Here is a 25,841-nt window from a genome sequence, read left to right on the forward strand (position 1 = left end):
AGTCAAAATGGCTCGATTCACAGGTTCAATCTGGAAAAAATCCCGTCGTCTCGGCATTTCCCTGACTGGTACCGGCAAAGAACTGGAGCGTCGTCCTTACGCGCCTGGTGACCACGGTCCGACGCAGAGAAAGAAAATGTCAGAGTACGGCATGCAGCTTCAGGAGAAGCAAAAACTGCGTTACATGTACGGAATCAACGAACGTCAATTCCGCACAATCTTCGACCGTTCAGGCAAGATGAAAGGTGTTCATGGTGAGAACTTCATGATCCTTCTCGCTTCCCGCCTCGATGCAGTGGTATACCAGCTCGGTCTTGCAAGAACACGCCGTCAGGCACGTCAGCTTGTAAACCATGGCCACATCACAGTAGACGGCGGCCGTGTGGACATCCCATCCTACGTGCTGAAACCTGGACAGGTTATCGGTCTTCGTGAAAGATCACGCAACCTCGACATCATCAAAGAAGCTATCGAGTATAACAATTTTATACCTGAATACCTGACTTTCGATGAAGAAAAGCTTGAAGGTACATTCGTACGTCAACCGGAACGCTCTGAGCTTCCTGCTGAGATCAATGAACAGCTGATCGTTGAGTACTACTCAAGATAATAGCTCTGCCTTCAATCAGAAAAGCCCTGATTCTTTGAGGTTTACCTCATTCTGGAATCAGGGCTTTTTGTATTGCCGTAAATCATTATGCTAACATGTATATTAAACAGCAAGTAAAGGGAGCAATTCGATGAAATTTTCAGATGAGACATACAAGAAGCTAATATCGGAAATCATGGCGCAGCAGCACGGAACAGGAAAAGTATTTAACTTCCTGGTCAAGCTGGACCAGTTTGAAACGGAATTTACAGTGGATAAGCCTCCGGAAGTGACTCTCGATAAAATCCGGGAAATCACTGTACCCATAGACCACCATGACCTACCGGATGATGAATATCTGTTTTATATAGGTACAGGAATCAAGGATCTGAATCCGGCTGTCGTACATCTGAAAATAACCGGAGATGACGACAGCACAACCGTCAGTGTAATCTCCAGTGCCGCTGAAGGCCTCATCAGACAGAAGTCTAACAAGAAAGCCATTGAAAAATTGAAGATGCAGCTGGGTCTGCTGGACGTATTGTAGAAAAGAGCCGTACGGCTCTTTTTCTGTTCAGCATACTATGTTTTCATCGTGCCCGTGATGCCTGCATTCAATCTGGACCGTCACCTGCCCGATCCCCTCTTCCTGCATTTTTTCATCTATTTCACCGATGATTACCTGCGATTCGTGGACAGTCAGGTCTCCTTCTACAACCGCATGGAGGCTCATTGCATTCTGGCCACTGGTGATACTCCATACATGAAGGCTGTGTATCCCTTCCACCCTCTCTATGCTTTTCAATGATTCTGCTATGTCATCCAGGTTTACATCCTTCGGCACGCCCTCCATCAGGATATGGAGCGATTCTTTCGTGACCCTCCAGCCGCTGATGAGGATGAGAACAGCAACGATTACGCTGGCCAAAGGATCCATGAAGCCCCAGCCGAAAAGCATGATGCTGACCGCGGCAATGATGGCTCCGACCGAACCGAGCATATCCCCTATTACATGCAGAAATGCAGCTTTCAGGTTCAGATTGTGTTCCGTGTCCCCGCGCATCAATATCCATGCAACCAGCAGATTCACTACAAGGCCGATAACTGCAATAAGCAGCATGCCGCCGGACGCAACTTCAGGCGGCTCCATGAACCTCTGTACCGCCTCGTAAAATATGAAGACGGAAATGAGTACCAGGGTCACGCCGTTGAATACGGCGGCCAGTATTTCAAAGCGCTTGTATCCATATGTCTTGCTGTAATCCGCAACCCTCTCACCGAATTTGAAAGCTGCAAGTGCAATCGCAAGCGAGACTGCATCACTGAACATGTGCCCTGCATCTGCGAGCAATGCGAGGCTGTTCGTAAGCCACCCTCCGACTGCTTCAATGACCATGAATGATGCGATAAGTATAAAACTCAGGAGAAGCACTTTTTTATTGGCGCCGTGCGTGTGGTCATGATGATCCTGCCCCATCATTCTCACCTCTTCATTCCATCTTATATTCTTCGGTACCATTATATCAACTTGCACGGCAACAGTATATCCCCTCGTTTTCAAGCGCTCATCTGGACATGGGGGATATCCGGGGCATAGTAATCTATACCCCCGATATCATCAGCTTTATCTTCCGCCCTGGGCGTCTTACTTTTTTAGCCACTCCCATGCCTGATCCTTCTGTGCACGGTCAAACTGTTCCACTTCAATGCCTGGGGCAAGATTTGAGATTTCCGAACCTCCTTCGACCAATACTGAATCGGTGATTACTGCAAACTTCCCATATTTTTTCCAATGTTTGATGTCCACAAGTATTCCTTTTACGATTCCCAAAAGATCGGTACCCTCAAAATTTTTTATATCTACAAGCGCATTCAATGTCTCTTCGTGTCCGTAATGTTCGTCGATGAACGTCTCAATCATTTCCACATCTTCTTCTGTCATTTTCCCATCAACTGTCATCTGGACAAGATTTGGATATTCACTTTCCTCCAGCTCTATCAAATCCAGTTCCCTCCTTGATTTTATACGTCCCTCCTCACTACCCTTTCCATCCGGATAAAACACAATTTATATGAAATTTAAATGTGGATTGCCCGAAAATAAAGAAGGATTGTATATACAATCCTTCACATTCTATGATTATTTTTTTTGTAATAAGTGATATACTCCCCTGTCAGGTTGTCACCGATATAGCCTTCACTGTTGGCAAGCATCCACTCTGTATCCCGGAAATGCACATTCTCAGCCTCACCGGTTGGAGCCGGTGCATCAAAGAGATCAAGCTGCATGATATGACGCTTTTTGCCACCGTATTTGTAAGTCGTCTTCACTATTTTGAAACCGAGCCTGAATTTGTCCTTCAAGCTTGGAACATTTCCCGGCATGACCGTTGTCAGTATATGATCGAAATTCCCGGACTCCCTGACGCGGCAGATCAGATCCCTGCCCATCTCTGTCTGCAGGCCCTGCCCTCTTGAAGAAGGGTCGATGAAAGTGATTTCGGAATAGATGACACGATCTTTACCACTTATGCCCGCATCATCTGCAAGGTGTTCCGGTTCGTCTGCAGGCGGGATATACATCGAGCGCGTAGCAACAAGCACATCACCTTTGAAGACGCCGATGATATACCCCTGCCTGATTATCTCCGCGAATTCTTCCTTCGTAAGCGTTTCGAGCACTTCCTTATCTCCCAATGAATCATAGACAGCATTCTGGAGCGCGATAATCTCCTCCAGATCATTCATATCCAAGTTTCTGAATTCCATGTGACACTTCCTTTTGAATTTTGATAGTCGGGTTATTGAAGATGTTTATATTTCATTTGAAATGGCTATATTATTTATGAGGAGTTGGTGCATATGGCAATCATAGTCAAGGTTAAGGACAGCACGAACAACGAGACGGATTTCAGATTCATCCGTAGCGACAAGGTCAAAGACAGCGTCAAGGCTGCATATATAAATCAGGAAATGAAACAGGCAGCAGGCAGCAAGTTTGTGCAGTTTATATACCCGAGTCATACGGAGACTTTCACCCAATTTAAAATCGACTATAAAAGACGCTGATTGACAGCGTCTTTTATTGTGTATTACCTCAGAGTGGCATCCAGCCAGCTGAACATGAGATTTTTCCATTCAGCTGCCCGAGCGTCTGCGATTCCTGTCACTTCTGTCGCCAGGCTCAATCCGTGCTGTCCATGCTGGAAAGTGTGAAGTTCCCACGGGATGCGGTGAGATTCCAGCGCTTTGGCAAAATCCAGTGAATTCTGGATGAACACGAGCTGGTCCTCCACTGTATGCCAGATGAAGGTTGGCGGCGTGTCCTTTGAAACATGCTGTTTGAGATCGGCCATCCGCACCATACTTTCATCCGGTTCGCTCCCGAATACCATACGTGATGCAACCGACATATACTGCGGATCCCCTATCCCGCGGGCGTCCGCTATTTCCTTGTTGAGCAGATAATCAAGAATCGGGTATCCCAGAACCTGGAAATCCGGCCGGTACCATCTCGGCTCCTTCCCGACCTTCTCTTCCAGCCATTTAGTGTTCCAGTGGACCCCGAGACTTGCCGCAAGATGGCCGCCGGCCGAGAACCCCGCCACACCAATCCTATCGGGATTGACATTGAACTCATGGCAATTCTCCCTGATGAATGTCACTGTTTTTGCAAGCTCTGTCAGTGGCCCCGGGAATTCAGAGCCGAGGACGGTCTCTTTTGCGACGGTTGATGCTATCTGATACAGTTCATCCCGGTCGGCCTTCCTGCCTTCCCGCTGGATGGCGGAACCGATGGTCGAGTATCTCAGGATGAAAACATGGTACCCTTTTGCCAGAAATTCATAGGCAACAGGCTCCCCTTCCCTGTCAGACACATACATATAGCTGCCGCCCGGGCATATGACGACCGCCGGCCGTCCCTCTTTCTGATACAGAGGATTCTCGCCCAGCATCATAGTAACTTCCGCATGGTTGTCTCCTATATAGAAACTTTGTAATATCATGTAGTCCTGCCTCCATCAGTTGATCAGACGGTAAAGGTAGAGTTCATTGGTATATTCACCGTCTATCAGGAGTGAATCAATGCGCTCGCCTTCCGTCAGAAAACCAAGTGTCCTGTATAACTCAATCAGATGCGACCGGTTGACCGGCAAGGATAATTCAAGACGGTATATGCCGTTGTCCGCCGCCCATCTGATACCTGCATTCAGCAGCTCTTTTCCGATACGGTCCTGCTCCGCCGTTTCCCTGATTCCCAGAGAGACGTTCGCACGGTGTTTCGTCATCTCGACATTGTTGCCGAAAAGATTCATATACCCTTTCATCTCCCCATCATCCAGTGCAACCAGAATCTGCTTCCTTGCATCCTGGAGTACGTTTGAAAACAGATTTTCCATGTCTGAAACGGTCATGACTTCATCTCCGCTGAATCGCCCGAAACCGAATGAATCCAGTGAAGCCAGCAAATTCAAGAAACTTTCAATATCCTTCATTTCAATCGCCCGAATCTCCATTATCAACCCTCTTCCCTCAAAAGTACTTCCGGTATCCACTTCCATTTTATCAGAGTTTCCCCTGAACGCCTAAAGTTTGCACATCATGTTAATATGTATATATAAATATCCATGAGGTGAAAACATGACGAAAATTTGTTTGGTAAGGCACGGACTGACGGATTATAATGCCCAGAGGAAACTTCAGGGCGCTTCAGACATCCCGCTTAATCACGAGGGCGAATACCAGGCGGAATGCGCCTGTGAAAAATTGAAAGATTATCATTTCGATGCCATCATCTCGAGCCCTCTAATAAGAGCGTACAGGACTGCCGAGATAATCAATGAATACCACGGCCTTGAGATCGAGACCATGGACGAACTGAAAGAGCAGTCTTTCGGACCGCTTGAAGGGCATCATATAGATGATATCCAGACAAAATACCCCGACGGAATCTTCCCGGGCGCCGAGACTTTTGAGTCACTGTCAAATCGGGTGGCCAGAGCAATCAATGAGATAGAGCGTAAATACCCGGATAAGCATATCCTGCTGACGGCCCACTCCCGGACGATAAAATCCATACTCTCCCTCTGCAGCGACGAGATCCATATGTTCAAAACTAAACTGGATAACTGCAGCCTGAGTCATATCGAATGCGTAGACTCCAAGTGGTCGGTCAGTGATTTCAACATCACCACCCAGCCTGCAGTCGACAGATAAAAAAGAAGGCCATGGACTTCTTTTTTTTGCCTCGGCTTGTGACGGAATCTGATAATCAAAAATGGAATGTAATCAATGCAATGCCACCTGTGTTAACATGAGATATAAATTAAAGCACATAAACCGTTTTTGTGAGAATGGTTTTCAAAAACTTTGTTTAGGAGTAATCAGTGAAATGCAGACAATTGTTTCAAAAATACAGGAATTCAGAGGCGGTCATTATGAGTATGGCGTCCTGCAGGCACAACAGCTTAAAAAGACGCCCTATATGGCAAACAGGAACTACGAGTGGATCAAAAGACGTCCAAAGTTCTCCCTAGACTATGCGGAAACGAAAAGTCTCTATCAGAAATTCGCACCCGCCATATGGGAGGAGCTTCAGGGACTGCAGGATGAACTGGAAATTTCGGACATGGAAGTCCTTTTGAATCTTGCCCACTACAGAGTGTCACCCAGGGATTCAGGGTGCAGCGTCTACTTTGATGAACACAGTTTCATCAGGAATTATGATTATCATCCGAACACATACGACGGCATGTACAAACTGTTCCAGCCGGCGCAGGGATTCGCCCATATCGGACCTGCCTCTCGCGTAACGGGCAGGATGGACGGCATGAATGAACACGGCCTCGTGATGGGCTATAATTTCATGAATCGGAAACAGCCTTTTGACGGTTTCACATGCTTCATCATCGGCAGATTCATACTTGAATTGTGCAGAAATGCTGATGATGCCAGACAACTTTTAAAAGAACTCCCCCACCGTGGCGGGTTCAGCTATGTCGTCCAGGACAAAGGCAACGACTCATTCATCGCGGAAACATCAGCCAGAGACATCGCATTCAGGCAATCCAACGTCTGTACGAATCATTATGAAATGCTCGAAATAGAAAATCGGAGGTATCTGACCGACTCTCTGGAACGCCTGACGATACTTGAGAGCACCGGCTCCCCTTCAGAATCCGAACTCATCGAGCTGTTCACAGACCGCAGATACGGTCTTTTTGTGGATAATTATAAAAGCTGGGCCGGAACGATACACACAAGCTTCTATGATAAGAACAATCTTGTCGCGGGCATCCGTCTCGGAGAGAACACTACATTGAATAAGTTCAATTTCAAAAGCTGGCTGCAGGGTGGACAGGTCGGTCTTAAAGAGATAAAAGGGACACTGGATACAGACCTGAAATTCACAAACGCCGACTGGCGGAAAATGAAAAACCTTTAATGCAATAAGCATTAAAGGTTTTTCGCTACATACTCCTTCTGACCACTTTTCTGTAATTCAGGAGCGACAGGACACCGAACAGGGAGTACAGAATGATGTATCCACCCATCACTGTGAGCATAGGTGTCCACATAGCTGTCCCGAACAGGAACCAGCCCGCCTTGACTGCAAAATATGTGTGGAGCAGACCGATCAGCAGCGGTATGCCAAATGTGATGATCATCTTGATGGAGAGTCCTTTCATGATTTCCTTTTCGGAAAAGCCAAGCTTTCTCAGAATGCTGTAGCTCTCCTTCTCATCCTCACTTTCACCAATCTGCTTGAAATAGAGTATGCATCCTGATGTGAGAAGGAAAGCAAATCCGACGAATCCAATGATGAACATCATCATGCCTGTCGTCTGCATCAGATTCGTATACTGGCTGATTTTTGACTCAAACCCAGGATGCTCCTCTATGTCCATCATGTTATAGATTTCCATGCTGTCCTCCCCTGTGATTTCAAGTCCATACATCGCTTCTGGTTTTGGGTATTCCTCATCAGGAGTGTAACGGGATTCCATCTCTTCATAGACTGCCTCATCCACTATCACTGTCGGCATGCCGAAGGATATGAATGAGGGAAGAACCGCCCCGGACTCAATCTTCCCCAATTCAAGTGTGTGTTCATAATCCCCGCTGTGAAACGTGAGCGGCTGTCCTGTTTCAAATGATACAACCGAGTCAAGGTACGACTGTACACCGGTGACCACCGTCTGGTTCTCACCCACATCAACTTCATCGACGCTTTCATCACTGACCACATTCAACTTCATGTCCCGCTGACCGGTATGCCCCGCCTGATCACGGTCGATATCGACGGCTCCCTCATCTTTTACTTCATACTCGATCAGAGGCCTTTCGACGATTTCGTATCCGACCCCCTCTTCCTGAAGCATCTCTTCGGAGTAGTGCAGCCCCTCCTCATCATAGAAAATATAATCCTCGGGTATTTGGGACTCCACAGTCTTATCCACTGAATAGTAGCTGATGTAGGACAGGGACATGAGACCCATACTGAGCGCACTTACCACACTGATCAATGTCAGCAGGAATGCATTGGATTTCATCTTGAACATGATGCTTGTCAGTGACAGTACGTCATTCACATTGACATGGCCGCCCTTTGACTTTCTGATCATATTGAAGATAAAGGCGACTGAAAATTTGAAGGTGATGTATGTCCCGATTATCGTCAGAAACAGGATGCCAAACAGAAGCGGCACGATGATCATGCCAAAATCAAAGATCTTAGCGGAAAGCCAGTAGCCGGATATGATCATCAGCAGTCCAATGATACCGAAGGCCATGGTTCCAACACCAAGTTTCTTGCGCCCCGACTCACTCGTACGATCCAAATTGAGCATCTTGATCAGTCTCGTCCTTTTCAGGAAGACGAAGTTCTGTATCATGAGGAGTGCGAAAATGACGATATACAGCACCGCCGTCTGAAGAACGGCATCGATTGAAAAGCTCAAACCGACCGGCAGATCTATCTGCATTGCCCGAAGCAGTATCATCAGCAGCATCCTTGATACAAGGAAACCGAATCCTATGCCGAGTATCAGGCTGCCGAAGTAGATCATCGCATTTTCCAGCAGTAATATCCTGAAGACTCTATTTCCGCTCAGGCCGATCAGCTGGAACAATGCGAGTTCCCTGTTGCGTCTTTTCAGGAAGATGGCGTTCGCAAACATGACAAAAGCGACGATGATGAATACCAAAAGGACCGAACCGACCAGGAACCCCGTCGACATCATTGTTCCGGAGGAAATCTCTTTCTGTGCACTTTCATCCTTTGACATCAGCACGAACGAGAAGTACAGTGCGACACTGAACACGAGAGCAAAGATGTACAGTATATAGTTGCTCATATTCTTAAAAAAGTTTTTCAGAATGATGCTGTTAAGATTCAACGCCGACACCACCCAGCACGCTCTGTGTATTCATGATTTCCTTGTAGAAGTATTCCTGGGAACTTTCTCCGCGTCGGAGAGTCGAGTACACAAGACCGTCTTTCAGGAAAATCACCCGGCCGGAATAGCTTGCGGCTGTGGCATCATGCGTAACCATCATGATTGTGGAGTTGCTCAGTTCATTCAGAGTCTGCAGTTTCCCAAGCAGATTGCTCGCCGCCTTTGAATCCAGGGCGCCTGTCGGCTCATCTGCAAAAATGATCTTGGGTTGATGGATGAATGCCCGTGCAGCACTGGTACGCTGCATCTGTCCGCCTGAAATTGCATCCGGATATTTGTCCTGAATATCGAATATACCGAGTTCATTCGCGACAAGTTCAAACTGTTTTTCAACTTCCGGCTTTTTCATGTTCCTTATGGAAAGCGGAAGAAGTATGTTCTCTTTGACCGTCAGCGTATTGAGCAGATTATACTCCTGGAATATGAAGCCGAGGTCGTTCTTCCTGAAATTGGCGAGCTTCTTATCTTTCAGCCCGGTAATATCCTGATCTTCTATGATGATGTGACCGCTGGTCACCCGGTCGATGGAGCTGAGCACATTCAGCAGCGTGGTCTTTCCGGAGCCTGATGCCCCCATTATCGAGACAAACTCCCCTTTTTCTATGCTCATGTCGATCCCTTTTAATACCTCAGTCCTGTTGAGTCTGTTTCCATATGTTTTTTTAATATCTTTTGCTTCGAGAATCATGACGATCCCTCCGTCTCTAATTTGTTTCTATGTTATATAATAGGACCCGGATCCAAAAGTTTCGTTTGATTCTCATTACATAAATACAAAACCATGTGACACTTTTGTCACATGGTTGAAACATGCTGGAACCTGTTCTTTTTAGGCAATGTCACAGTGACTGTAGTACCCACGCCGTAAGCAGATTCGACATGCAGTCTGATGTCCATCGCGCGCGCCGCTTCCCGGGCAAGATATAACCCCATCCCCGTGGCCTGGCTGTCTCCGTGATCGCTTGTGGATGTGAATCCTGCGTCAAAGATCCTCGGCAGGTCCTGTCCACTTATACCCCTGCCCCTGTCTTTTATCACGAGCACCGGCCATTCTTCATCCATAAAGCTCTCAATATCGATATCACTGTTCTCCGAATACTTAACACTGTTCATAATGCATTGATCGATGATGAATGAAAACCATTTGAGGTCCGTCTCCATATGAGCTTGACGAAGATCGAGATTGAAACCGATCCCTTTTTCCATGCACAGTGCCCGGAGTTTCCGCAGGGCGGCCGTTATGACCTGCTCCACCTCGACTTTTTCGATATACAGATCATTGCTGATGTTTGACAGCCTCCTGTCGTAGAGCATTTCATTCAGCATTGAATCAAGGCGCAGCCATTCCTCTTCAAGCCCCTGCCTTTTGGAGTCTTTCAGATCGCCGATCATAAGCTTCATTGTGGTCATCGGCATTTTCATATCGTGGATCCACTTCGTCATCTCATCCAGGTTCTCACTCGTCTTCATGGATTCCCTCTCAAGAAGTTCATTGTGGTTTTTCAGGAACTTTTTCATTTTACCATCGACCATCTTCTCGTACGGGGTCTCAGGTGGCGGGAGAGTGTCAATGTCACTGATTCTCTCCAGGCTTTTGAATTCCTTCCTGTATTTTCTGCCTTTGTAATAATCGACGCCCAAAAAGATCAAAAAGATGACGAGGTTGACGACAACAATATATATCAATGATATACCCGGTATTTCCGTATCCAGCAGACCGAGTATGAGAATCGACAGACTCAGGAGACAGAACACCAGTATCCACGGCATTTTCTGTTTGATATAGATGAGAATCACTCCCTGATCATATAGCCCAGTCCAGTTTTGGTGATGATTGCATCCGCAAGCCCCATGTCTTCGAGTTTTTTCCGGATCCTGTTAACATTCACTGTAAGCGTATTGTCACTTATGAATTTAGAATCATCCCACAGCTGCTCAATGATGGACTCACGCGCCACGACCTGTCCCGGGCTCTTCATAAGTATGGAAAGGATGAAAGATTCGTTTTTGGTCAGGCTCACATGCTCATCTTCCTTTGAAATTGTCAATTTCCTGAAGTCGAACAGAGCATCCCTGAATTTCACGACATCCATGTCTTGATTCTGATACTGATATACCCGTCTCAGCAGCGCCTGGACTTTCGCCACCAGCACATCAAAATTGAATGGCTTCTGTATATAGTCATCACTGCCCATCTGCATGCTCATGACCATATCTGTCGGATGATCCCTGGAAGACAGAAAGATTATGGGCAGGCTGGAAATGTCCCTGATCCGCCGGCACCAGTAGAAGCCGTCATATTTAGGGAGGGTGATGTCTATGATCACAAGATCCGGCTCCCCTTTGATGAAATCATTCATAACATTTGAGAAATCGGTGACGCCGAATACACTGTAATCCCACTCCGCAAGCCTCTTTTCCAGCTGCCTGAACAGGCTCTCATCATCTTCTATTATGAAAATTCCAGACATGTAATCCCTACCCATCCGACAATTAAAATAAAAATATCCAGTTCCATTATATATGAAACCGGACATTTTGTATCGTGAAGCAATGTCTAATTGTCAAAATCCCATTTTGGCCGCCCCTCTGCAGAAAACATGCTGTCCATCTTCCGTCTGAGTTCAAGTTTCTGTTCACACATCTCATCTGCCGCCCTGAAAGTACCGATGTTTCTCTCTTTCGAAATGTCGAAAATCCGTTCAAGCGAGTGGCCGATGTTCCTGGTCTTGGTCATCACACGGTCCGGATTCGCCCCGTACAGTTCGTCCGCCACCTGGATTAGACCGCCACTGTTGACGATATAATCCGGCGCATACAATATACCGCGTTCATGGACCACCTCACCATGAGCATCAGATGCCAGAACGTTGTTTGCACTGCCGACGATGGCCTGCATCCTGAAGTCTTTGAGCGTTTCATCATTGATGACACCACCGATGGCACATGGGACGAATACATCAGCATCCACCGTGTATATATCTTCCAGCGGAACGAATTCAACTTCACCGTCAAGAGCATCCGCACGGTCTGCAATTGCCTTCACTGAATCACCGCTGATATCCGCGGCAAATATCTTTGCTCCACGTGCGAGCAGGTGCTCTGCAACTTTGAAACCGACTTTTCCGAGCCCCTGGACGGCATAAGTTCTTGAAGCAATGTCACGGGTCCCATAGAGTTCTTTATTCGCCGCTTCAATGCCGTATATTACACCCAGTGCAGTCGGTTCGCTTGAGTCTCCGCCACCGTGGAATTCTGGGGGTTTTCCGGCAATCTGCCTGGTTTCTTTGAGTGCATGGGTGAAGTCTCCGATTTCTGTTCCCATATCCGTTCCGGTATAGAATCTTTTATGGAGGGAATCCACCATCTGCCCGTAGGCTCTGAACAGTTCCGGTTTCCTGTCTGTTTTCGGATTGCCGATGATCACCCCTTTGCCGCCGCCGAAGTCCACATCCGCACCGATGCACTTGTAGGTCATCCCCCTGGAAAGCTTCAGTGAATCGTCCAGTGCTTCATCAAATGAATTGTACATCTGCATGCGCGTGCCGCCGAGCGCCGGTCCAAAAGTCGTATCGTGGATGGAAATGATCGCCCTGAGTCCCACTTCAGGACGGTTACAGATCAGCACCTGCTCGTGACCTGCAATCCTCTCCATGATTTCAAAATCTCCCATTGTTTCCATTTTCTCAATATCTCTGATCCCCATTGTAGTCACCCCTCGAATAATATGGTTTCAGGATCTGCCAGAAACACCTTCAAATCTTCGATTATTTGTGTGGCATGCGCGCCGTCAATGATCCTGTGATCAAATGTGAAGGACAGTTTCATCATCGGTCTCACTTCTATTTCTTTCTCCCCGTTCACAACCGCTTCATCCTGTATACGGCCAAGCCCGAGAATTGCAGCTTCCGGGTAATTGAGCAGAGGTGTCATATGGACACCCGATGAACTCATGGAGCCTGTGTTGGTCACTGTGACGGAGCCGTATTCCATATCATATGAGGTCAGTTTCCTGTCCCGCGCCCTGTCAGCCATATCGGTAATTCCATCTGCGATTTCCAGCAGATTCAACCGGTTTGCATGCTTGATATTAGGTACGATCAGACCCGAAGGTGCATCGATGGCAACGCCTATGTTGCAAAACTCCTTGATCCGCAGACTTCCGCCCCCGTCATCGATTTCGGAATTAAGCGCCGGGTGCCGCTTCAACAGGGAAGCCATCGCCAAAACTGCATAAGCCGTATATGTCAGCCTGATGCCCCGATCAGCAGCCTGCCCTTTGAAACGGTCCCTGTGCGCGATGAGACGCCGGGCATCGACGGCATCGAAAACAGTCACCTGTGGCGCCTTTGTTACGCTGTCGAGAAGAGCGTTCGAAATCGCTTTTCTCATCGGAGGAAGTAATTCATGCCTGTAGGAAAATTCTTCTCCGGACAAAGCTCCCTGTCTATCCGCATCAGTGTCGGAAGAATCTATGTGGCGGTCGATATCCTCTTTGGTTATTCTCCCCTTCCTTCCCGTGCCTTCCACCTGTGTCAGGTCGGCCCCTTTTGTTTTCGCATATTTTCTGACACTCGGCACTGCAAGCATCCTGATATCCACGCCGTCAACAATGAATTTCTTATTCACCAGAGGTGCGCCGCCTCTTTCCTCCCCGGACGGTCCAGTGCTGTTTTCAGCCATTTTTTCGGCTGATTCCTGCACCGGTTCCTCCCGGTTTTCTCCCGATCCGTCATCGATGGTCACAAGCACCTCCCCGACTTTGGCAATACCGCTTTTTATCTTTATATCTTCAACGATTCCAGTGACCGGTGATGTGATTTCCACAACCGATTTATCGTTCTGGATTTCAAGCAGCGGCTCATCTTCCTTCACATGGTCTCCCACTGATTTGAGCCAGCCTGTAATATCACTCTCAGTCAGCCCTTCCCCTATATCGGGCAGTCTGAATTCATACCCCATTTTCATACCCCTTCCTAAAACTCCAGAGTTTCCCTGATTGTCTCTTCAATTTTCACGCTGTCCGGTATCCATATATTCTCGGCAGCCCCGAAAGCGAAAGTCGTATCCGGAGGTGTAACACGTTTTGGAGGTGACTCCAGATACATGAAGCAGTGCTCGGCAATCTCTCCTGACAGATTCCCCATCACACCGGATGACCGCTGCGCTTCCTGTACCACCACCACATTGCCGGTCTTTTTGACGGACTTTTCTATCGTATCCATGTCAATCGGTGAAATGGTGCGCAGATCGATAATCTCGACCGAAGCATCACTTTTTTCTGCAGCCAAAACCGCCTCATGCACCATCTGGCCGTATGCCACGACAGTCACTTCATCGCCGGCACGAACGATATTCGCTTTATCGAGCGGCACAGTATATTTTTCTTTTGGGACCTCCTCTTTAACAGAACGGTAAAGCTTCAGATGCTCGAGGAATAGGACCGGGTCGTCAGATTCGATTGATGATATCAAAAGACCTTTGGCATCATACGGAGAGCTTGGCACCACCACCCTTATCCCGGGTGCCTGTGTAACCATGCCCTCAAAACTGTCTGAATGCAGCTCTGGTGTGTGTACGCCGCCCCCGAACGGTGCCCGGATCGTAATCGGGAGATTCTTCGTACCGCCGGTGCGGTACCTGTATCTCGACATCTGTCCGGCAATCGAGTCCATCGCCTCCAGTACGAAGCCGAAAAACTGCAGTTCGGGGACCGGTCTGAACTTGTTTTCCGCAAGTCCGATGGACATGCCCAGAATCCCGCTTTCAGCAAGTGGTGTATCAAATACACGATTTTCACCAAATTTATCCTGCAGGCCGTCGGTCACTCTGAACACTCCGCCATTTTTACCGATATCCTCTCCAAAAACCAGTGTGTCTCCATCTTCCTGGAGCTTTATGGCAAGAGCTTCATTCAGTGCCTGTACAATGGTTAGCTGTCTCATGAATGTTTCCTCCCCGCATATCCTTCCTGCTGCCTTTTGTAGAATCCGGGTTTCACACTATACATATTATCGATGAAGTCATCCACAGTCTGTCCGGGTGTCTTCCTGACTTTTTCAAGAGCTTCTTTAATTTCAAGGCGGACCTGTTCTTCTGTCTGCGACTCGATCCTGTCATCCCAGAGTCCCTTTTTCTGCAGGAATTTCCTCATCCGTATCAGCTGATCCTTCTTCTCCCAGGCCGTCAGTTCCTCATCATCACGGTAGCGGGTCGGATCATCACTCATGGTATGCGGTCCGTATCTGTATGTGAGGGTCTCGATCAATACCGGCCCCCGCCCCTCTGTTGCATATTTCCTTGCAAATTTCACAGCGCTTAAGACCGCCAGCGGGTCCATGCCGTCCACCTGGATGCCGAATACTCCGGCGGCAGCCGCCTTCTGAACGAGGGTGGCCGCCCGCGTCTGCACTTCGCGCGGAGTGGATATTCCGAAACCGTTGTTCTGGACGATGAAAATGGCTTTTGCATCAAAACTTCCCGCCATGTTCAATCCTTCGTAAAAGTCGCCCTGTGAAGAGCCCCCATCCCCTATATATGTAAGGACCACACGGTTTTCCTTTCTCAACTTGAAAGACAACCCAAGCCCCGCCGCCTGTACGATCTGGGCACCGATTATGACCTGGGGCGGCATGGCATTCAAGCCTTCGGGAAACAGATTGCCCTCCACATGCCCCTTATACCAGAGGAAAGCCTTATGAAGCGGCAGACCGTGCATCACGAGGGGTGGGATGTCCCGGTATGTCGGCAGCAGATAATCCTCCGGTTCAAGAGCAAACTGGCTCGCAAGCTGACTTGCCTCCTGTCCGCCGCTCGGAGCGTAATTTCCGAGTACTCCCTGCCTGTTCAGATTGGTCACCCGTGTATCATATATCCTGCCCCAGATCATCCGCTTCATAAGTTCGACAAGTTCGTCATCACTAATATCGGGGTACAGGGTGTCATCGATGATTTCCCCTTCCTCATCGATGATGCGGAGAACCGGGTAAAGTTTTCCGATTCCTTCAAACTGCGCCTCTGCATCAAAAGGATTCAACATATTTCTCCCCCTATTCCTTTGTAAACGCTTACAAAGTTATTATAACATCTTCCTGAAATATTTGAAATGTTTGTTATATTAACGATGAAAAAGACCTATCCGACCTATAATCTTTTAATTTATTCCAATTCCCTTTTGTTTTGAACCAACCATCGCCTGGCGGCTTTTTAGTTTATTCAGAGTTCCTTTTCCCGACAAATTTTCCAAGTGGAAATGAAACTCCCCTGTTTCGATCACGGGAAAATCATTTCCTGATCGGCATGACAGTGCCGTATGTGACAGTCCTCCAAACCCATTCAAGCGGGCCGAATCTGAAAAGCTTCATCCACAGATGGCTCAGGACCATCTGTATCATGAAAACAGCCAATACAATGGGGATGAACCACACGGCATCCACTCTGTTGAACAGATTCAAACCATAGAACAGTCCCGTCATCAGCACGCTCTGCATGATATAGTTGGTCAGCGCCATCTGCCCCACCGGCTGCAGCAGTTCCGTCACTGTTTTGAACTTCTGTACAATGAGGATGAAGAGCGCGATATAACCGAGTGACATCAGCGGTCCACCCACTGTATAGGCGAGCAGCGTCAAAACAGCCCATGCCGGATCATCCATCATGTAGGTAAGACCGTAACCGACAAGAATCTTGACGGGTGTCCCTGCGCCCAGGCCCGCCGCTGCTGTCCATACCAACAGTTTTCTGTGGGCGGCCAGATTCTCGAATATACGCTTCTGCCCTGCATAAAGCCCGAGCAGGAACATTGCCAGCACAAGCGGGATCATCGTAATATTACTTGATGTCATGATGCTGAAAACAGATATGTTCACGTTAAGAATATCGATATATCCGCCCTGCTGAAAGGAAGAAACCATATTGAACCCCGGATCATAGTCCCCGTTCCCGCCGAAATCGCCACCGGCTGCAAAAAGCAGCAGTGACATGGCGGCTGTAAACACCGTGCCAAGAAGCAGTATGACAATGCTTACTGCCAGATTGACCGCCGGTTTCAGTTTATAGAAGATTAACAGAATGATACCGGTCACAGCATAGACGGTCAGTATATCCCCATACCAGATGAAAATGGCATGAAACAGTCCGAATGCAAGAAGCATCATCATCCGCCTCAGGAAGAGCAGCGAAGCGGACCCCGGTTTCTTTTCCGCACGGGAAAGGAATATATAGAAACCCAGGCCGAAAAGGAATGAGAACATCGTATAGAAATTGGAGGTGACGAAAGTATTGATGAACATGATGACGGACGAATTCGCCCCCTCTGTATAAATATCACTCGACTCGCCGGTGAACTGTTCTTCGATCGCCGGCCCTGCAAAGGCCATGACGTTCATCATCAGAATGCCGAGAAGCGCAACCCCCCTCATCGAATCGATTTCATGTACCCTTTCCGACTGTCCGACCGGCAAATAATCCTGTCTCATTTCCAATCCCCTCCGGATATTTTCATTGATTAATATGATACACCAATACTTTCATAGAATTATAGAAAGGACTCAAAATGATTGAGCCCTTTCTACCAGGGAACCGATATCGAACAATTCGACCGGACTCCCTGTCACATATGAATAGATATAATAGATGATCAGACCCACTATCGGCAGGAATATCACTACGAAGAGGAATACCTTCATGAACCTGGTGAACACGCTGTATAGCAGCCTGAGGACTATGATTGCAACGACAGTTGCAGCAACAGTTCTGATGTCGTATTCAAGCGAGGCAATGTCAAAGAAATTTATGGCGTAAATCACGAAAAATGAGAGTGCAATGGTAAGAATCAGTCTAATGAACAAAACGAATCACCCAGTCATTGTTATTGATACTTCATCTACTATACTATTTCTTCATGTTCCCGTACAAATGATACGGACAGGAGACCGAGCCCAACGATGGCAACACTCAGCCACGGAGCGAAACTGATGTCGAAATTGCTGATGTAGATCCCCCCGATGACTGCCCCGATTCCTATGCCGAGATTTAGCCCTGACATATTCCAGCTGAATACCATTGCTGCAGAACCCTGGACGTTCTCGACCAGGCCGCTCTGAACCGACGGGCTCGTACTCCACTGGAAGACGCTCCACAGGAACAGGTTGATGTAGAAAAGCACTGGTGTACCATACAGCAATGGCAGTATCGCCATCGATATCATGAACAGTATAAGCATATAGATGATGGTCCGCTTGCTTCCGATCCTGTCCACGAGCAGACCTCCGATGTATGTCCCGGTCATGCCTCCCGCACCTGCAATGAGCAGTGCGACCGAGACACTTTCCAGCGTAAAACCATTGGATGTCATAAGCGGCGAAATATAGCCGATGACGATATAATTCCCTATCAGCACCGCCATGGTTACGCCGATGTAGAGGAAAACGTTCCTCTTATCAAGGACCTTATCCTGCACCGGCTCACCGAGCTCTTCCCCTTTCCTGTCAGGAACGAGCGACAGGATGCCGATGCCTACCAATAGTGCAATGATGATTACAAGCCAGAAAATGATGCGCCATCCGAACTGCTGACCGATCAGCGTCCCGATCGGGATTCCGAAGACATTGGCGGCACTGAATCCCATATAGACAAGTGCAATCATCTTCCCCCTGATCTCAGGACGTGACAGCAGCACTGTCATATCCATTATCTTTACGATAAACACCGCAGCGGCCACTGCCGTGACGACACGTCCGAGTGAAAGCATGAGGAATGTATTTGATATCCCGAATATGAGATTACCGATTATGAAGACGACAAGCGAGGCAATTATGACTGGTTTCGGCCTGAATTTTTCCGTCATTTTTACCAGCAGCGGTCCGAAGACAGCGAAACTGACTGCATATACAGTAATCAGCTGTCCTGTCATGGCGTGGGATATGCCAATGTCATCACTCATCAATTCAAGGATTCCTGATATGATGAGTTCCATCATACCGAGCAGGAATACACCCACAGTAAATGTAATTAACAGTTTTTTATTCATCTTTGACTCCATTTCAAAAATAATGTAATATCCGGCTGAACAGAGAGCCGGCCGGCTGGGCCGAAAGACACATACATGATAGAATATGCATGAGGTGGCAAAATGAAAAGATTGATTCCCATACTTCTGGCAGGATTCCTGATAGCAGGATGTCAGGCCCAGGACCAGGAGGAACTAGGTGCGATGTACAATGCATTCGAGAGGAACCAGAGCGAAATTGAGGCTGATTTCCAGGACTATTACAAAGAAATCGAAGCATCTGATGACCGTGAAACACAGCTCAAAATCATCTATGAAGAAATGATCCCTGCAATAGAGGATTTTGAAACTACAATACAGAATTACGAAGTCAGTTCTGATGAACACAAAGCACTCAAGGAAGATATGCTCACGTATATCGGCTCACTGCATGAATTGACCGCAAATATCGGCAAATTCAACAGGACATTCATAGCAGGAAACCCTTTCGATGATGAATTTACAAAAGAGGCTGATGAAATGCTCGAAACAGTCAGATCCCAGGAGGAAAAGGTACAGAAAGATTATGACAGAGTGCTTGACGAATACAAGGGACTGAACGCGGAATAGAAGAAGCTCAGGGCGCCAAGCGCCCTGAGCTTCTTCTATCGGCAATCCATTTATATAGATCTGTAAAATCATAAGTCCGTATTTGCTTATATAATGATACATCATCAGTGACGATAAGTCCAGTCATTTTACACTGATTATTCACGGATCACTTCTCCAGATTCTCTGCGTTCACCGCTGCCGGACGGCCAACACTGCCCGGCTTTACATTTTGTTCTTTGCGTTCAAATAATATGTCTTCAGGATCAATGTCATTGACTTCATTCTTAAGGTAATACCTGCCCTTGGTCAATACTGCCAGCAGAACGGTCAGTATCGCAGCCAGCGCTGACGCAAAGAATGCAGCAGTACTTTCAAGGAATGTCCCCATGTAGCCGAGTGCCGCCACTGTGCCGAGGCCGCTGGCTATAATTAGTGAGACCACCCCCACCGGATTCCATTTGTACAGATTTTCCTGGCGTGCCTCATAGAAGGCAGGGCCTATCTTAAGCAACATCTTGACGACGAGCGCATCCGTAATCAGTACGGCACCCCACGCAAGCAGGAAGACACCCTGGAATGTCAGAGCAGTATCCAGATGATCAACGATGCCGCCGAGCATCAGAATCATTGCCGTGAGCCCCGCGACTACTATCCAGAATCTGCGGCCGGGTGTAAACCGGCAGACATTTTCAAAAAAATTGGAAAGTGACAGTGAGCTGCTGTAAATGTTGGTGACATTGATGCGGACCTGGGTCAGCATCGTAAACAATGCACCGCCGATACCAAGCAGCTGGACGATGTATACGCCCGGGTTCGGCTCCGCAAGACGGACGCCAAACCAGATACCGAGACCGCCCATGACTCCGTAACAGAAAATCTGCGGAATGAATCCGATGGCAACCGAGCCGAATCTGATATGCCCGGGCTTAAGGAAGCGGGCATAGTCACTTGCAAGAAGCGCAGTCAGTCCCATGATGCCGTGCTGCATGCCGATGCATAGCAGGAGTGCCGTACCGCCGACCTGCACCCCTTCAGGCATGTAAGTCCAGAATCGTCCTTCATAAAGAGAAGTCGTAAAAACCGCCACTGTAATTGCGGCAATCAGAAATGCAAAAAATATCGGCAGTGACCATTTCTGCAGCTTATCCAGTTGTTTTATGCCAAACCAGTTCAATGGAATTACAAGTGAACCAAAGATGACTATGAGCAGCCATACCGGAATTATCGGAAAAAATTCATGTACTGCATAGACCAGTATCATACCTTCGAAAGCACAGTACATGATGAAATTGGAAGCATAGATAAGCGATGTCAGAGAGGCGCCTATGTATCCAAATCCCCCTCCGCGCGACATTAAATTGACATTCATTCCGCTTCTTGCGGACAGATAAGAGATGATGGTGCCCATGATTCCTGCGACTATGATGGCATAGCCGGCTGATATCAGTGCATTGACGGCACCGAACTGAAGCGCCATGACACTTCCCAGCTGAAAATAAAAAATCGCTGTTGCGATTCCGAAAGTTATGTTGGTTATGCTGAACCAACCCATTTTGCGTTCCCCGTAAGGAACCTTGTCCAATGAGTAATCATCTTCGTGTGATTCGTTCCCACGATCTGCCACATTCACAGACCCCATAAATATCCACTCCAAACTTTTGAAATTTTATATTTAAGCGACTTTTACACTATAAACCACTTGCACAATTAAATCAACAGGCATATCAGTGTTAAACCAACTTCATGTGAATAAGTACACATCAGTTTATATTATTCACCCTATTAATAATGAAACAAAAAACATAATTTATGAGAAATTATGTTTCTAAAAAAATAAGACACCTTCTGACAGAAGGTGTCTTAAAAGCATTCAGCAGTATGAATTGATGAAATTTTCATGTGTGATTTTTGCGGTAAAAACACTGCCGTATCTTTGATCGATTGCATCTGAAAGATTCGGGAAATCGCCTGCATCCCGGAGTCGATCTACATAAGAAGCTATACCGTCGAAGTCAGAACCAATACCAATATTGTCACGTCCGCCAAGTTCTAAAATCCTGTCTATGTGGGGATACAGATCTTCAATCGAGACATCCCCCTCTTTTATGAAGGGCGGGTTGAATACTATGTTGATCATCCCCCCCTTTTTTATGATCTGTCTGATCTGGCTGTCATACAGGTTTCTTGGGTGATCGAACACATTCCTTGCATTGGAATGGGAAGCGAAGATACGGTCTGCCTTATCAATAACGTCAGTGAAGCCGGCAGTATTCAGGTGGCTGACATCTATCAGCACGTCATGTGCATTGCAGCACTCAATGACCTTGTAGCCAAAATTCGTCAGTCCTGCCATGCGGTTCTCGCCTACGCCATCTGCGACAAGGTTCGCATTGTTCCATACAAGGCCGAGTGACATGACTCCAAGGCGGATCAGGGTTCTCAATTTCACCAGGTCGTTGCCGAAAGCATCCGAACCTTCTAATGTAAGTACCGCTCCAACCTGGTCCGGCTTCAATTCATTTATTTCAGTGAAGTTCCTGATATGGACAAAGCCCTCCTGAGCTATCACTTCATTGTAGAAGCAGTCCACCTGCTCAAGGGCGTGCTGCCATTTTTCATTATCGGGGATGCCGGGAGCGATGAATATCGCGAAGAATTGGACTTTTACATCTCCTTTCCTTAATCGTCCCGCATTTGTATCAAGCTTATCTGCATTTCTGTAATCCAGCACTCTTTCTCCTGTACGAAAACTGTCCCGGTAGTCACCCTGCAGCTTCAGCAGGGCATCACAGTGCGTATCGATGACCTTCATTCTATCCTCTCCTTTACAGATTCAATGATAGCAATATAGTCCGACTATTCAAAACAGATTAAATCTTTATACATTTGAAATTAATATTTGCATTAATATACCGTTGCGTATAAACTGATTATGGGTATGAAAACGTTTTCTATATTTTGTGTATTTACTTGTCGTCCGCTGCATGTATAATTATAACAAAGGGAGGAAGTTTTATGCGTAATAATGCAACTTTATTAAAATTCATAATACCGTCACTGATCGGTATCCTTATGTTTCTATATCCATTGAACATCGATGGGGAAACGACCATTCCGGTAGCTTTCCTTGCCAACTTACTTAATGAATCCCTTGGATATGACACGATCGTCCTGATTGTTGTCATCATCATCAACATATCCGCACTGCTCACCCTGATCTTCAGCTGGATATACAGGCCCAAAAATGCATTTCTCGCCAACCTGTTCACTGTAAATCCAATGTGGGTCATTCTCAGAACCGTCGGTGCGGTATTCTCAGTCATGGCAATCATGACAGTCGGTCCAGAAGCCATCAATTCCGATGTTACTGGCGGCATGCTGCTCAACGACCTGCTTCCTACATTATTTGCAGTGTTCTTGTTCGCAGGGCTGCTGCTCCCACTGCTTTTGAACTACGGGCTTCTGGAGTTTGTAGGCTCGATTTTCGCAAAAGTCATGAGGCCGCTGTTCACACTGCCCGGCCGTTCAACAGTGGACAACCTCGCTTCATGGGTAGGGGACGGCACCATAGGGGTTCTCCTGACAAGCAAGCAGTATGAGGAAGGGTTTTATTCCGAACGTGAGGCGGCTGTAATTGCAACAACATTCTCTGTTGTTTCGATAACATTCAGCATTGTAATACTGGACCTCATCGGACTGATGAATTATTTTGCCGCCTTCTACATTACTATAATTGTTTCCGGGCTTGTTGCTGCATTCATAATGCCAAGGATTCCGCCCTTGTCCCTGATCAAAGACAATTACTATACTGATGGTCAGGACGTCGATGAAACCATTCCAAAGGGTTACAATCCATTCACATGGGGATACAAAAAAGCAATGGACAGAGCTGAGACAGCCGATGGTTTTACGGATTACCTGAAAGATGGCACGAAAACTGTCGGAGATATGTGGTTTTCCGTACTCCCTATTGTCATGGCAATAGGAACACTCGGTACTATGATTGCAGAGTACACGCCTCTCTTCACATGGCTTGGTGCACCATTTGTGCCTGTTCTTGAACTCATGGGAATTCCCGAAGCTGTCGCGGCGTCTGAATCATTATTCATCGGTTTCACAGATATGTTCCTGCCTGCAATTCTGATTGAAGGGGTTTCTTCAGACATCACGCGGTTCATCATCGGAGCTCTGAGTATCACACAGCTCATCTACCTTTCCGAAGTCGGCGGGGTCATACTGGGTTCCAAAGTCCCTGTTGGCCTGGGGAAACTGCTCATCATCTTCCTTCTCAGAACTGTCATTACACTGCCCATCATCACTGTCATTGCACATATCATTTTCTAGTTTCATCCCCGGTCCCGGCCCTTGGCCGGGATTTTTTTTGTCCGGTTCGATTATTTCAACACTGGTTCCAGGGAGTATATAATGGAACCAAGGATTGATTAAAGGAGTTAATTTTATGTGCCTGATAAATTTTCATTTGAATGATCACGAAAAATACAAACTGGTTCTGGCAGCCAACCGGGACGAGGAGTACCACCGGCCGACCGAGCCTGCAAAGTTCTGGGAAGACGACCGGAACATCCTTGCAGGGAGGGATTTGCGCGGTACAGGAACATGGCTCGGCATTACAATGGACGGGCGTATCGCAGCACTTACAAATATCCGAAACAGCGACGAACTCCTGAATACTAACCTTAAAACACGCGGTTTGCTGGTCAGCGGATTTTTACAGTCGAAAGACACAGCCGAAAAATACCTTTCCTCCCTGAAAGCCGAATCCGGGGAATACTCCGGATTCAACCTGATTGCCGGGTTCCCCGATGAACTGTATTATCTGAACAATTATGATAATGAAGTACAGAAGATCGGAGACGGCATCCACGGATTGAGCAACCACCACCTCGATACGCCCTGGCCCAAAGTGGTCAAAGGGAAGCACATGCTTTCAGAAATCACTTCCGGAAAAGATATTGATGTGGAGGCTTTGTTCAGGCTGCTGAAGGACAGTGACACGGCTCCTGTGGAAGACCTGCCGGACACCGGACTTTCAAATGAACTGGAAACACAGCTCTCGCCGATGTTCATCGACACTGAAAATTACGGGACACGCTGCTCCACCGTACTTGTTGTCGATAAGGATGATAATGTGGAATTCATCGAGCGGACGTATGAACACGGCAGGATGACCGATGAAAAAAGATATGCTTTCACAATCCGATAAAGCTAAAGAAGCTATGAAAATTTTCATAGCTTCTTTACATTGGAGAGGCTGTCATTAAATTCCGCCCTGAATGCACTGAACAGTTCCGCAACACCGGGCAACTCATCAATCAGGCCGGAAATCTGCCCGCCGTTAATGAACCCGTTTTGCATATCCCCTTCCATTGCACCGAGCAGATGCTTTTCCTCATCTGTATTTTCTTTGTATGTTTCAAGCGTAATGCCGCGCTCTTCTTCTTTCCGGAGACTCTCGGAATACCCGTTTCTGATCAGCCTTCTGCATCTGCCGACCGATCTCCCGTATATTTTTGTCGACGATTCATCCGCTTCGATTATCTTTGCCTTATAGTGATCGTGGGCAGGATGTTCCCTGGTAGCAATCAGCCGGGTGCCGAGCTGCACCAGATCTGCCCCCAGCGCCATTGCGGCAAGCATTCCCCTCCCATCCCCGATGCCGCCGGCAGCAATAAGCGGCTTGTCGATGACCTTTTTCACCTGTGGTATGAGCGTCATCGTCGTGGCTTCGGTGGAAGCATTTATCCCTGCCGCTTCGTACCCCTCGCATGTGATGATGTCCACGTCCATGCCCGCCACTTTATTCGCCTGGGAAACGGTGCCGACAATAACATTGACTTTCATGCCAAGCGCCCTGATCTCTGGTATGTAGGGGGCCGGATTTCCTGCCGAAAGAGTGATGACATCCATATTATACCGGGCGGCCAGCCTGATCATATCCGCCGGGGCGGCATTGACAGAGATGGGAATATTGACTGCGAGGGCGCGGTCAGTCAGTCTTCTCGCTTCTTTCAACTGCTTTTTTGCTTCATCGGGGGCGAGCGTTCCGCAGCTGACTGTTCCAAGCCCGCCCTGTTCTGAAATGAGCGCAGCAAAACACCCTGTCGGTATATTCCCCATGCCGCCCTGCACAAGGGGAATACTGAGTCCGAGCGCATCCATGATTTTCATCATA

General features: G+C 47.5%; 27 protein-coding genes. 8 read left to right on the plus strand and 19 right to left on the minus strand.

Translation table 11 applies throughout. From position 1 onward, the window contains the following. Nucleotides 1-7 precede the first annotated feature (7 nt). On the plus strand, nt 8-610 hold the full coding sequence (rpsD, locus tag C792_RS0108845; RefSeq protein ID WP_017549113.1) for a 30S ribosomal protein S4: 603 nt from the start codon (nt 8-10) through the stop codon (nt 608-610). Nucleotides 611-740: 130 nt separating this feature from the next. Next, complete coding sequence (locus C792_RS0108850) at nt 741-1,136, plus strand: hypothetical protein (RefSeq protein WP_017549114.1); 396 nt, start codon at nt 741-743, stop codon at nt 1,134-1,136. A gap of 27 nt (nt 1,137-1,163) precedes the next feature. Here C792_RS0108850 and C792_RS0108855 read toward each other — a convergent pair whose 3' ends face one another. From C792_RS0108855 to C792_RS0108865, 3 genes are all read right to left on the minus strand, one after another. Then, entirely contained in the window at nt 1,164-2,066 is a 903-nt protein-coding gene (locus tag C792_RS0108855) for a cation diffusion facilitator family transporter (protein WP_026090303.1), read from the minus strand. A 168-nt stretch (nt 2,067-2,234) separates the two neighbouring features. After that, nucleotides 2,235-2,591, minus strand: coding sequence for a SpoIIAA family protein (locus C792_RS0108860; RefSeq protein WP_017549116.1), 357 nt, complete (start codon nt 2,589-2,591; stop codon nt 2,235-2,237). A 125-nt stretch (nt 2,592-2,716) separates the two neighbouring features. Beyond that, nucleotides 2,717-3,358: a GNAT family N-acetyltransferase gene (locus C792_RS0108865; RefSeq protein ID WP_017549117.1), complete on the minus strand. Its 642-nt coding sequence runs from the start codon at nt 3,356-3,358 to the stop codon at nt 2,717-2,719. A 93-nt stretch (nt 3,359-3,451) separates the two neighbouring features. On the opposite strand from C792_RS0108865, the gene C792_RS0108870 reads away from it, so the two are divergent. Further along, on the plus strand, nt 3,452-3,658 hold the full coding sequence (locus tag C792_RS0108870; RefSeq protein ID WP_017549118.1) for a hypothetical protein: 207 nt from the start codon (nt 3,452-3,454) through the stop codon (nt 3,656-3,658). Nucleotides 3,659-3,681: 23 nt separating this feature from the next. On the opposite strand, the gene C792_RS14430 is transcribed toward C792_RS0108870, so the two are convergent. Next, nucleotides 3,682-4,596, minus strand: coding sequence for an alpha/beta hydrolase (locus C792_RS14430; RefSeq protein ID WP_017549119.1), 915 nt, complete (start codon nt 4,594-4,596; stop codon nt 3,682-3,684). Nucleotides 4,597-4,611: 15 nt separating this feature from the next. Further along, nucleotides 4,612-5,106, minus strand: a complete 495-nt coding sequence (locus C792_RS0108880) for a GNAT family N-acetyltransferase (protein ID WP_245537534.1) — start codon at nt 5,104-5,106, stop codon at nt 4,612-4,614. Nucleotides 5,107-5,230: 124 nt separating this feature from the next. Here C792_RS0108880 and C792_RS0108885 point away from each other — a divergent pair, with 124 nt between their 5' ends. After that, a complete protein-coding gene (locus C792_RS0108885) occupies nt 5,231-5,806 on the plus strand; it encodes a histidine phosphatase family protein (RefSeq protein WP_017549121.1) in 576 nt (191 codons plus the stop codon). 175 nt (nt 5,807-5,981) lie between these two features. Continuing rightward, complete coding sequence (locus tag C792_RS0108890) at nt 5,982-7,034, plus strand: C45 family autoproteolytic acyltransferase/hydrolase (protein ID WP_017549122.1); 1,053 nt, start codon at nt 5,982-5,984, stop codon at nt 7,032-7,034. 25 nt (nt 7,035-7,059) lie between these two features. Here the strand turns inward: C792_RS0108890 and C792_RS0108895 are convergent, their stop codons facing one another. From C792_RS0108895 to C792_RS0108945, 11 genes are all read right to left on the minus strand, one after another. Next, nucleotides 7,060-8,988: an FtsX-like permease family protein gene (locus C792_RS0108895; protein ID WP_017549123.1), complete on the minus strand. Its 1,929-nt coding sequence runs from the start codon at nt 8,986-8,988 to the stop codon at nt 7,060-7,062. Next, nucleotides 8,978-9,736 (minus strand): ABC transporter ATP-binding protein, encoded by a 759-nt coding sequence (locus C792_RS0108900; RefSeq protein ID WP_017549124.1) that lies wholly within the window; start codon nt 9,734-9,736, stop codon nt 8,978-8,980. The genes C792_RS0108895 and C792_RS0108900 overlap by 11 nt, the downstream gene beginning before the upstream one ends. Nucleotides 9,737-9,843: 107 nt before the next feature. Continuing rightward, nucleotides 9,844-10,845: a sensor histidine kinase gene (locus tag C792_RS0108905; RefSeq protein WP_017549125.1), complete on the minus strand. Its 1,002-nt coding sequence runs from the start codon at nt 10,843-10,845 to the stop codon at nt 9,844-9,846. Then, the gene (locus tag C792_RS0108910) at nt 10,842-11,519 is read right to left on the minus strand and encodes a response regulator transcription factor (RefSeq protein WP_017549126.1); all 678 of its coding nucleotides are present in this window, start codon (nt 11,517-11,519) and stop codon (nt 10,842-10,844) included. Before C792_RS0108910 ends, C792_RS0108905 begins: the two co-directional genes overlap by 4 nt. Before the next feature lie 86 nt (nt 11,520-11,605). Continuing rightward, a complete protein-coding gene (locus C792_RS0108915; RefSeq protein ID WP_017549127.1) occupies nt 11,606-12,754 on the minus strand; it encodes a Leu/Phe/Val dehydrogenase in 1,149 nt (382 codons plus the stop codon). A 5-nt stretch (nt 12,755-12,759) separates the two neighbouring features. After that, nucleotides 12,760-14,010, minus strand: coding sequence for a dihydrolipoamide acetyltransferase family protein (locus C792_RS0108920; RefSeq protein ID WP_017549128.1), 1,251 nt, complete (start codon nt 14,008-14,010; stop codon nt 12,760-12,762). Nucleotides 14,011-14,024: 14 nt separating this feature from the next. Next, a complete protein-coding gene (locus C792_RS0108925; RefSeq protein WP_017549129.1) occupies nt 14,025-14,993 on the minus strand; it encodes an alpha-ketoacid dehydrogenase subunit beta in 969 nt (322 codons plus the stop codon). Beyond that, on the minus strand, nt 14,990-16,087 hold the full coding sequence (gene pdhA, locus C792_RS0108930) for a pyruvate dehydrogenase (acetyl-transferring) E1 component subunit alpha (RefSeq protein WP_017549130.1): 1,098 nt from the start codon (nt 16,085-16,087) through the stop codon (nt 14,990-14,992). Before pdhA ends, C792_RS0108925 begins: the two co-directional genes overlap by 4 nt. Nucleotides 16,088-16,331: 244 nt before the next feature. Next, nucleotides 16,332-17,525 (minus strand): DUF418 domain-containing protein, encoded by a 1,194-nt coding sequence (locus C792_RS0108935; RefSeq protein ID WP_017549131.1) that lies wholly within the window; start codon nt 17,523-17,525, stop codon nt 16,332-16,334. Between the two features lie 72 nt (nt 17,526-17,597). After that, nucleotides 17,598-17,897 (minus strand): hypothetical protein, encoded by a 300-nt coding sequence (locus tag C792_RS0108940; protein ID WP_017549132.1) that lies wholly within the window; start codon nt 17,895-17,897, stop codon nt 17,598-17,600. Between the two features lie 38 nt (nt 17,898-17,935). After that, complete coding sequence (locus tag C792_RS0108945) at nt 17,936-19,078, minus strand: MFS transporter (protein ID WP_017549133.1); 1,143 nt, start codon at nt 19,076-19,078, stop codon at nt 17,936-17,938. A 102-nt stretch (nt 19,079-19,180) separates the two neighbouring features. Between C792_RS0108945 and C792_RS0108950 the strand changes: the two genes are divergently transcribed. Further along, complete coding sequence (locus C792_RS0108950; RefSeq protein ID WP_017549134.1) at nt 19,181-19,666, plus strand: hypothetical protein; 486 nt, start codon at nt 19,181-19,183, stop codon at nt 19,664-19,666. Between the two features lie 148 nt (nt 19,667-19,814). On the opposite strand, the gene C792_RS0108955 is transcribed toward C792_RS0108950, so the two are convergent. Both C792_RS0108955 and C792_RS0108960 read right to left on the minus strand, forming a co-directional pair. Continuing rightward, a complete protein-coding gene (locus C792_RS0108955; RefSeq protein WP_017549135.1) occupies nt 19,815-21,287 on the minus strand; it encodes a purine-cytosine permease family protein in 1,473 nt (490 codons plus the stop codon). Between the two features lie 231 nt (nt 21,288-21,518). Further along, complete coding sequence (locus C792_RS0108960) at nt 21,519-22,460, minus strand: dipeptidase (RefSeq protein ID WP_017549136.1); 942 nt, start codon at nt 22,458-22,460, stop codon at nt 21,519-21,521. 203 nt (nt 22,461-22,663) lie between these two features. Here C792_RS0108960 and C792_RS0108965 point away from each other — a divergent pair, with 203 nt between their 5' ends. Then, nucleotides 22,664-23,992 carry a YjiH family protein gene (locus C792_RS0108965; RefSeq protein ID WP_017549137.1) on the plus strand — a complete coding sequence of 443 codons (1,329 nt, stop codon included), beginning with the start codon at nt 22,664-22,666 and terminating at the stop codon, nt 23,990-23,992. Between the two features lie 115 nt (nt 23,993-24,107). Further along, the gene (locus tag C792_RS0108970; RefSeq protein ID WP_017549138.1) at nt 24,108-24,872 is read left to right on the plus strand and encodes an NRDE family protein; all 765 of its coding nucleotides are present in this window, start codon (nt 24,108-24,110) and stop codon (nt 24,870-24,872) included. A 23-nt stretch (nt 24,873-24,895) separates the two neighbouring features. Here C792_RS0108970 and C792_RS0108975 read toward each other — a convergent pair whose 3' ends face one another. Beyond that, nucleotides 24,896-25,840, minus strand: coding sequence for an NAD(P)H-dependent flavin oxidoreductase (locus tag C792_RS0108975; protein ID WP_017549139.1), 945 nt, complete (start codon nt 25,838-25,840; stop codon nt 24,896-24,898). Between the last annotated feature and the right edge of the window lies 1 nt (nt 25,841).

This window comes from Salinicoccus carnicancri Crm (assembly GCF_000330705.1).
In the GTDB taxonomy this organism is placed as follows: Bacteria; Bacillota; Bacilli; order Staphylococcales; family Salinicoccaceae; genus Salinicoccus; species Salinicoccus carnicancri.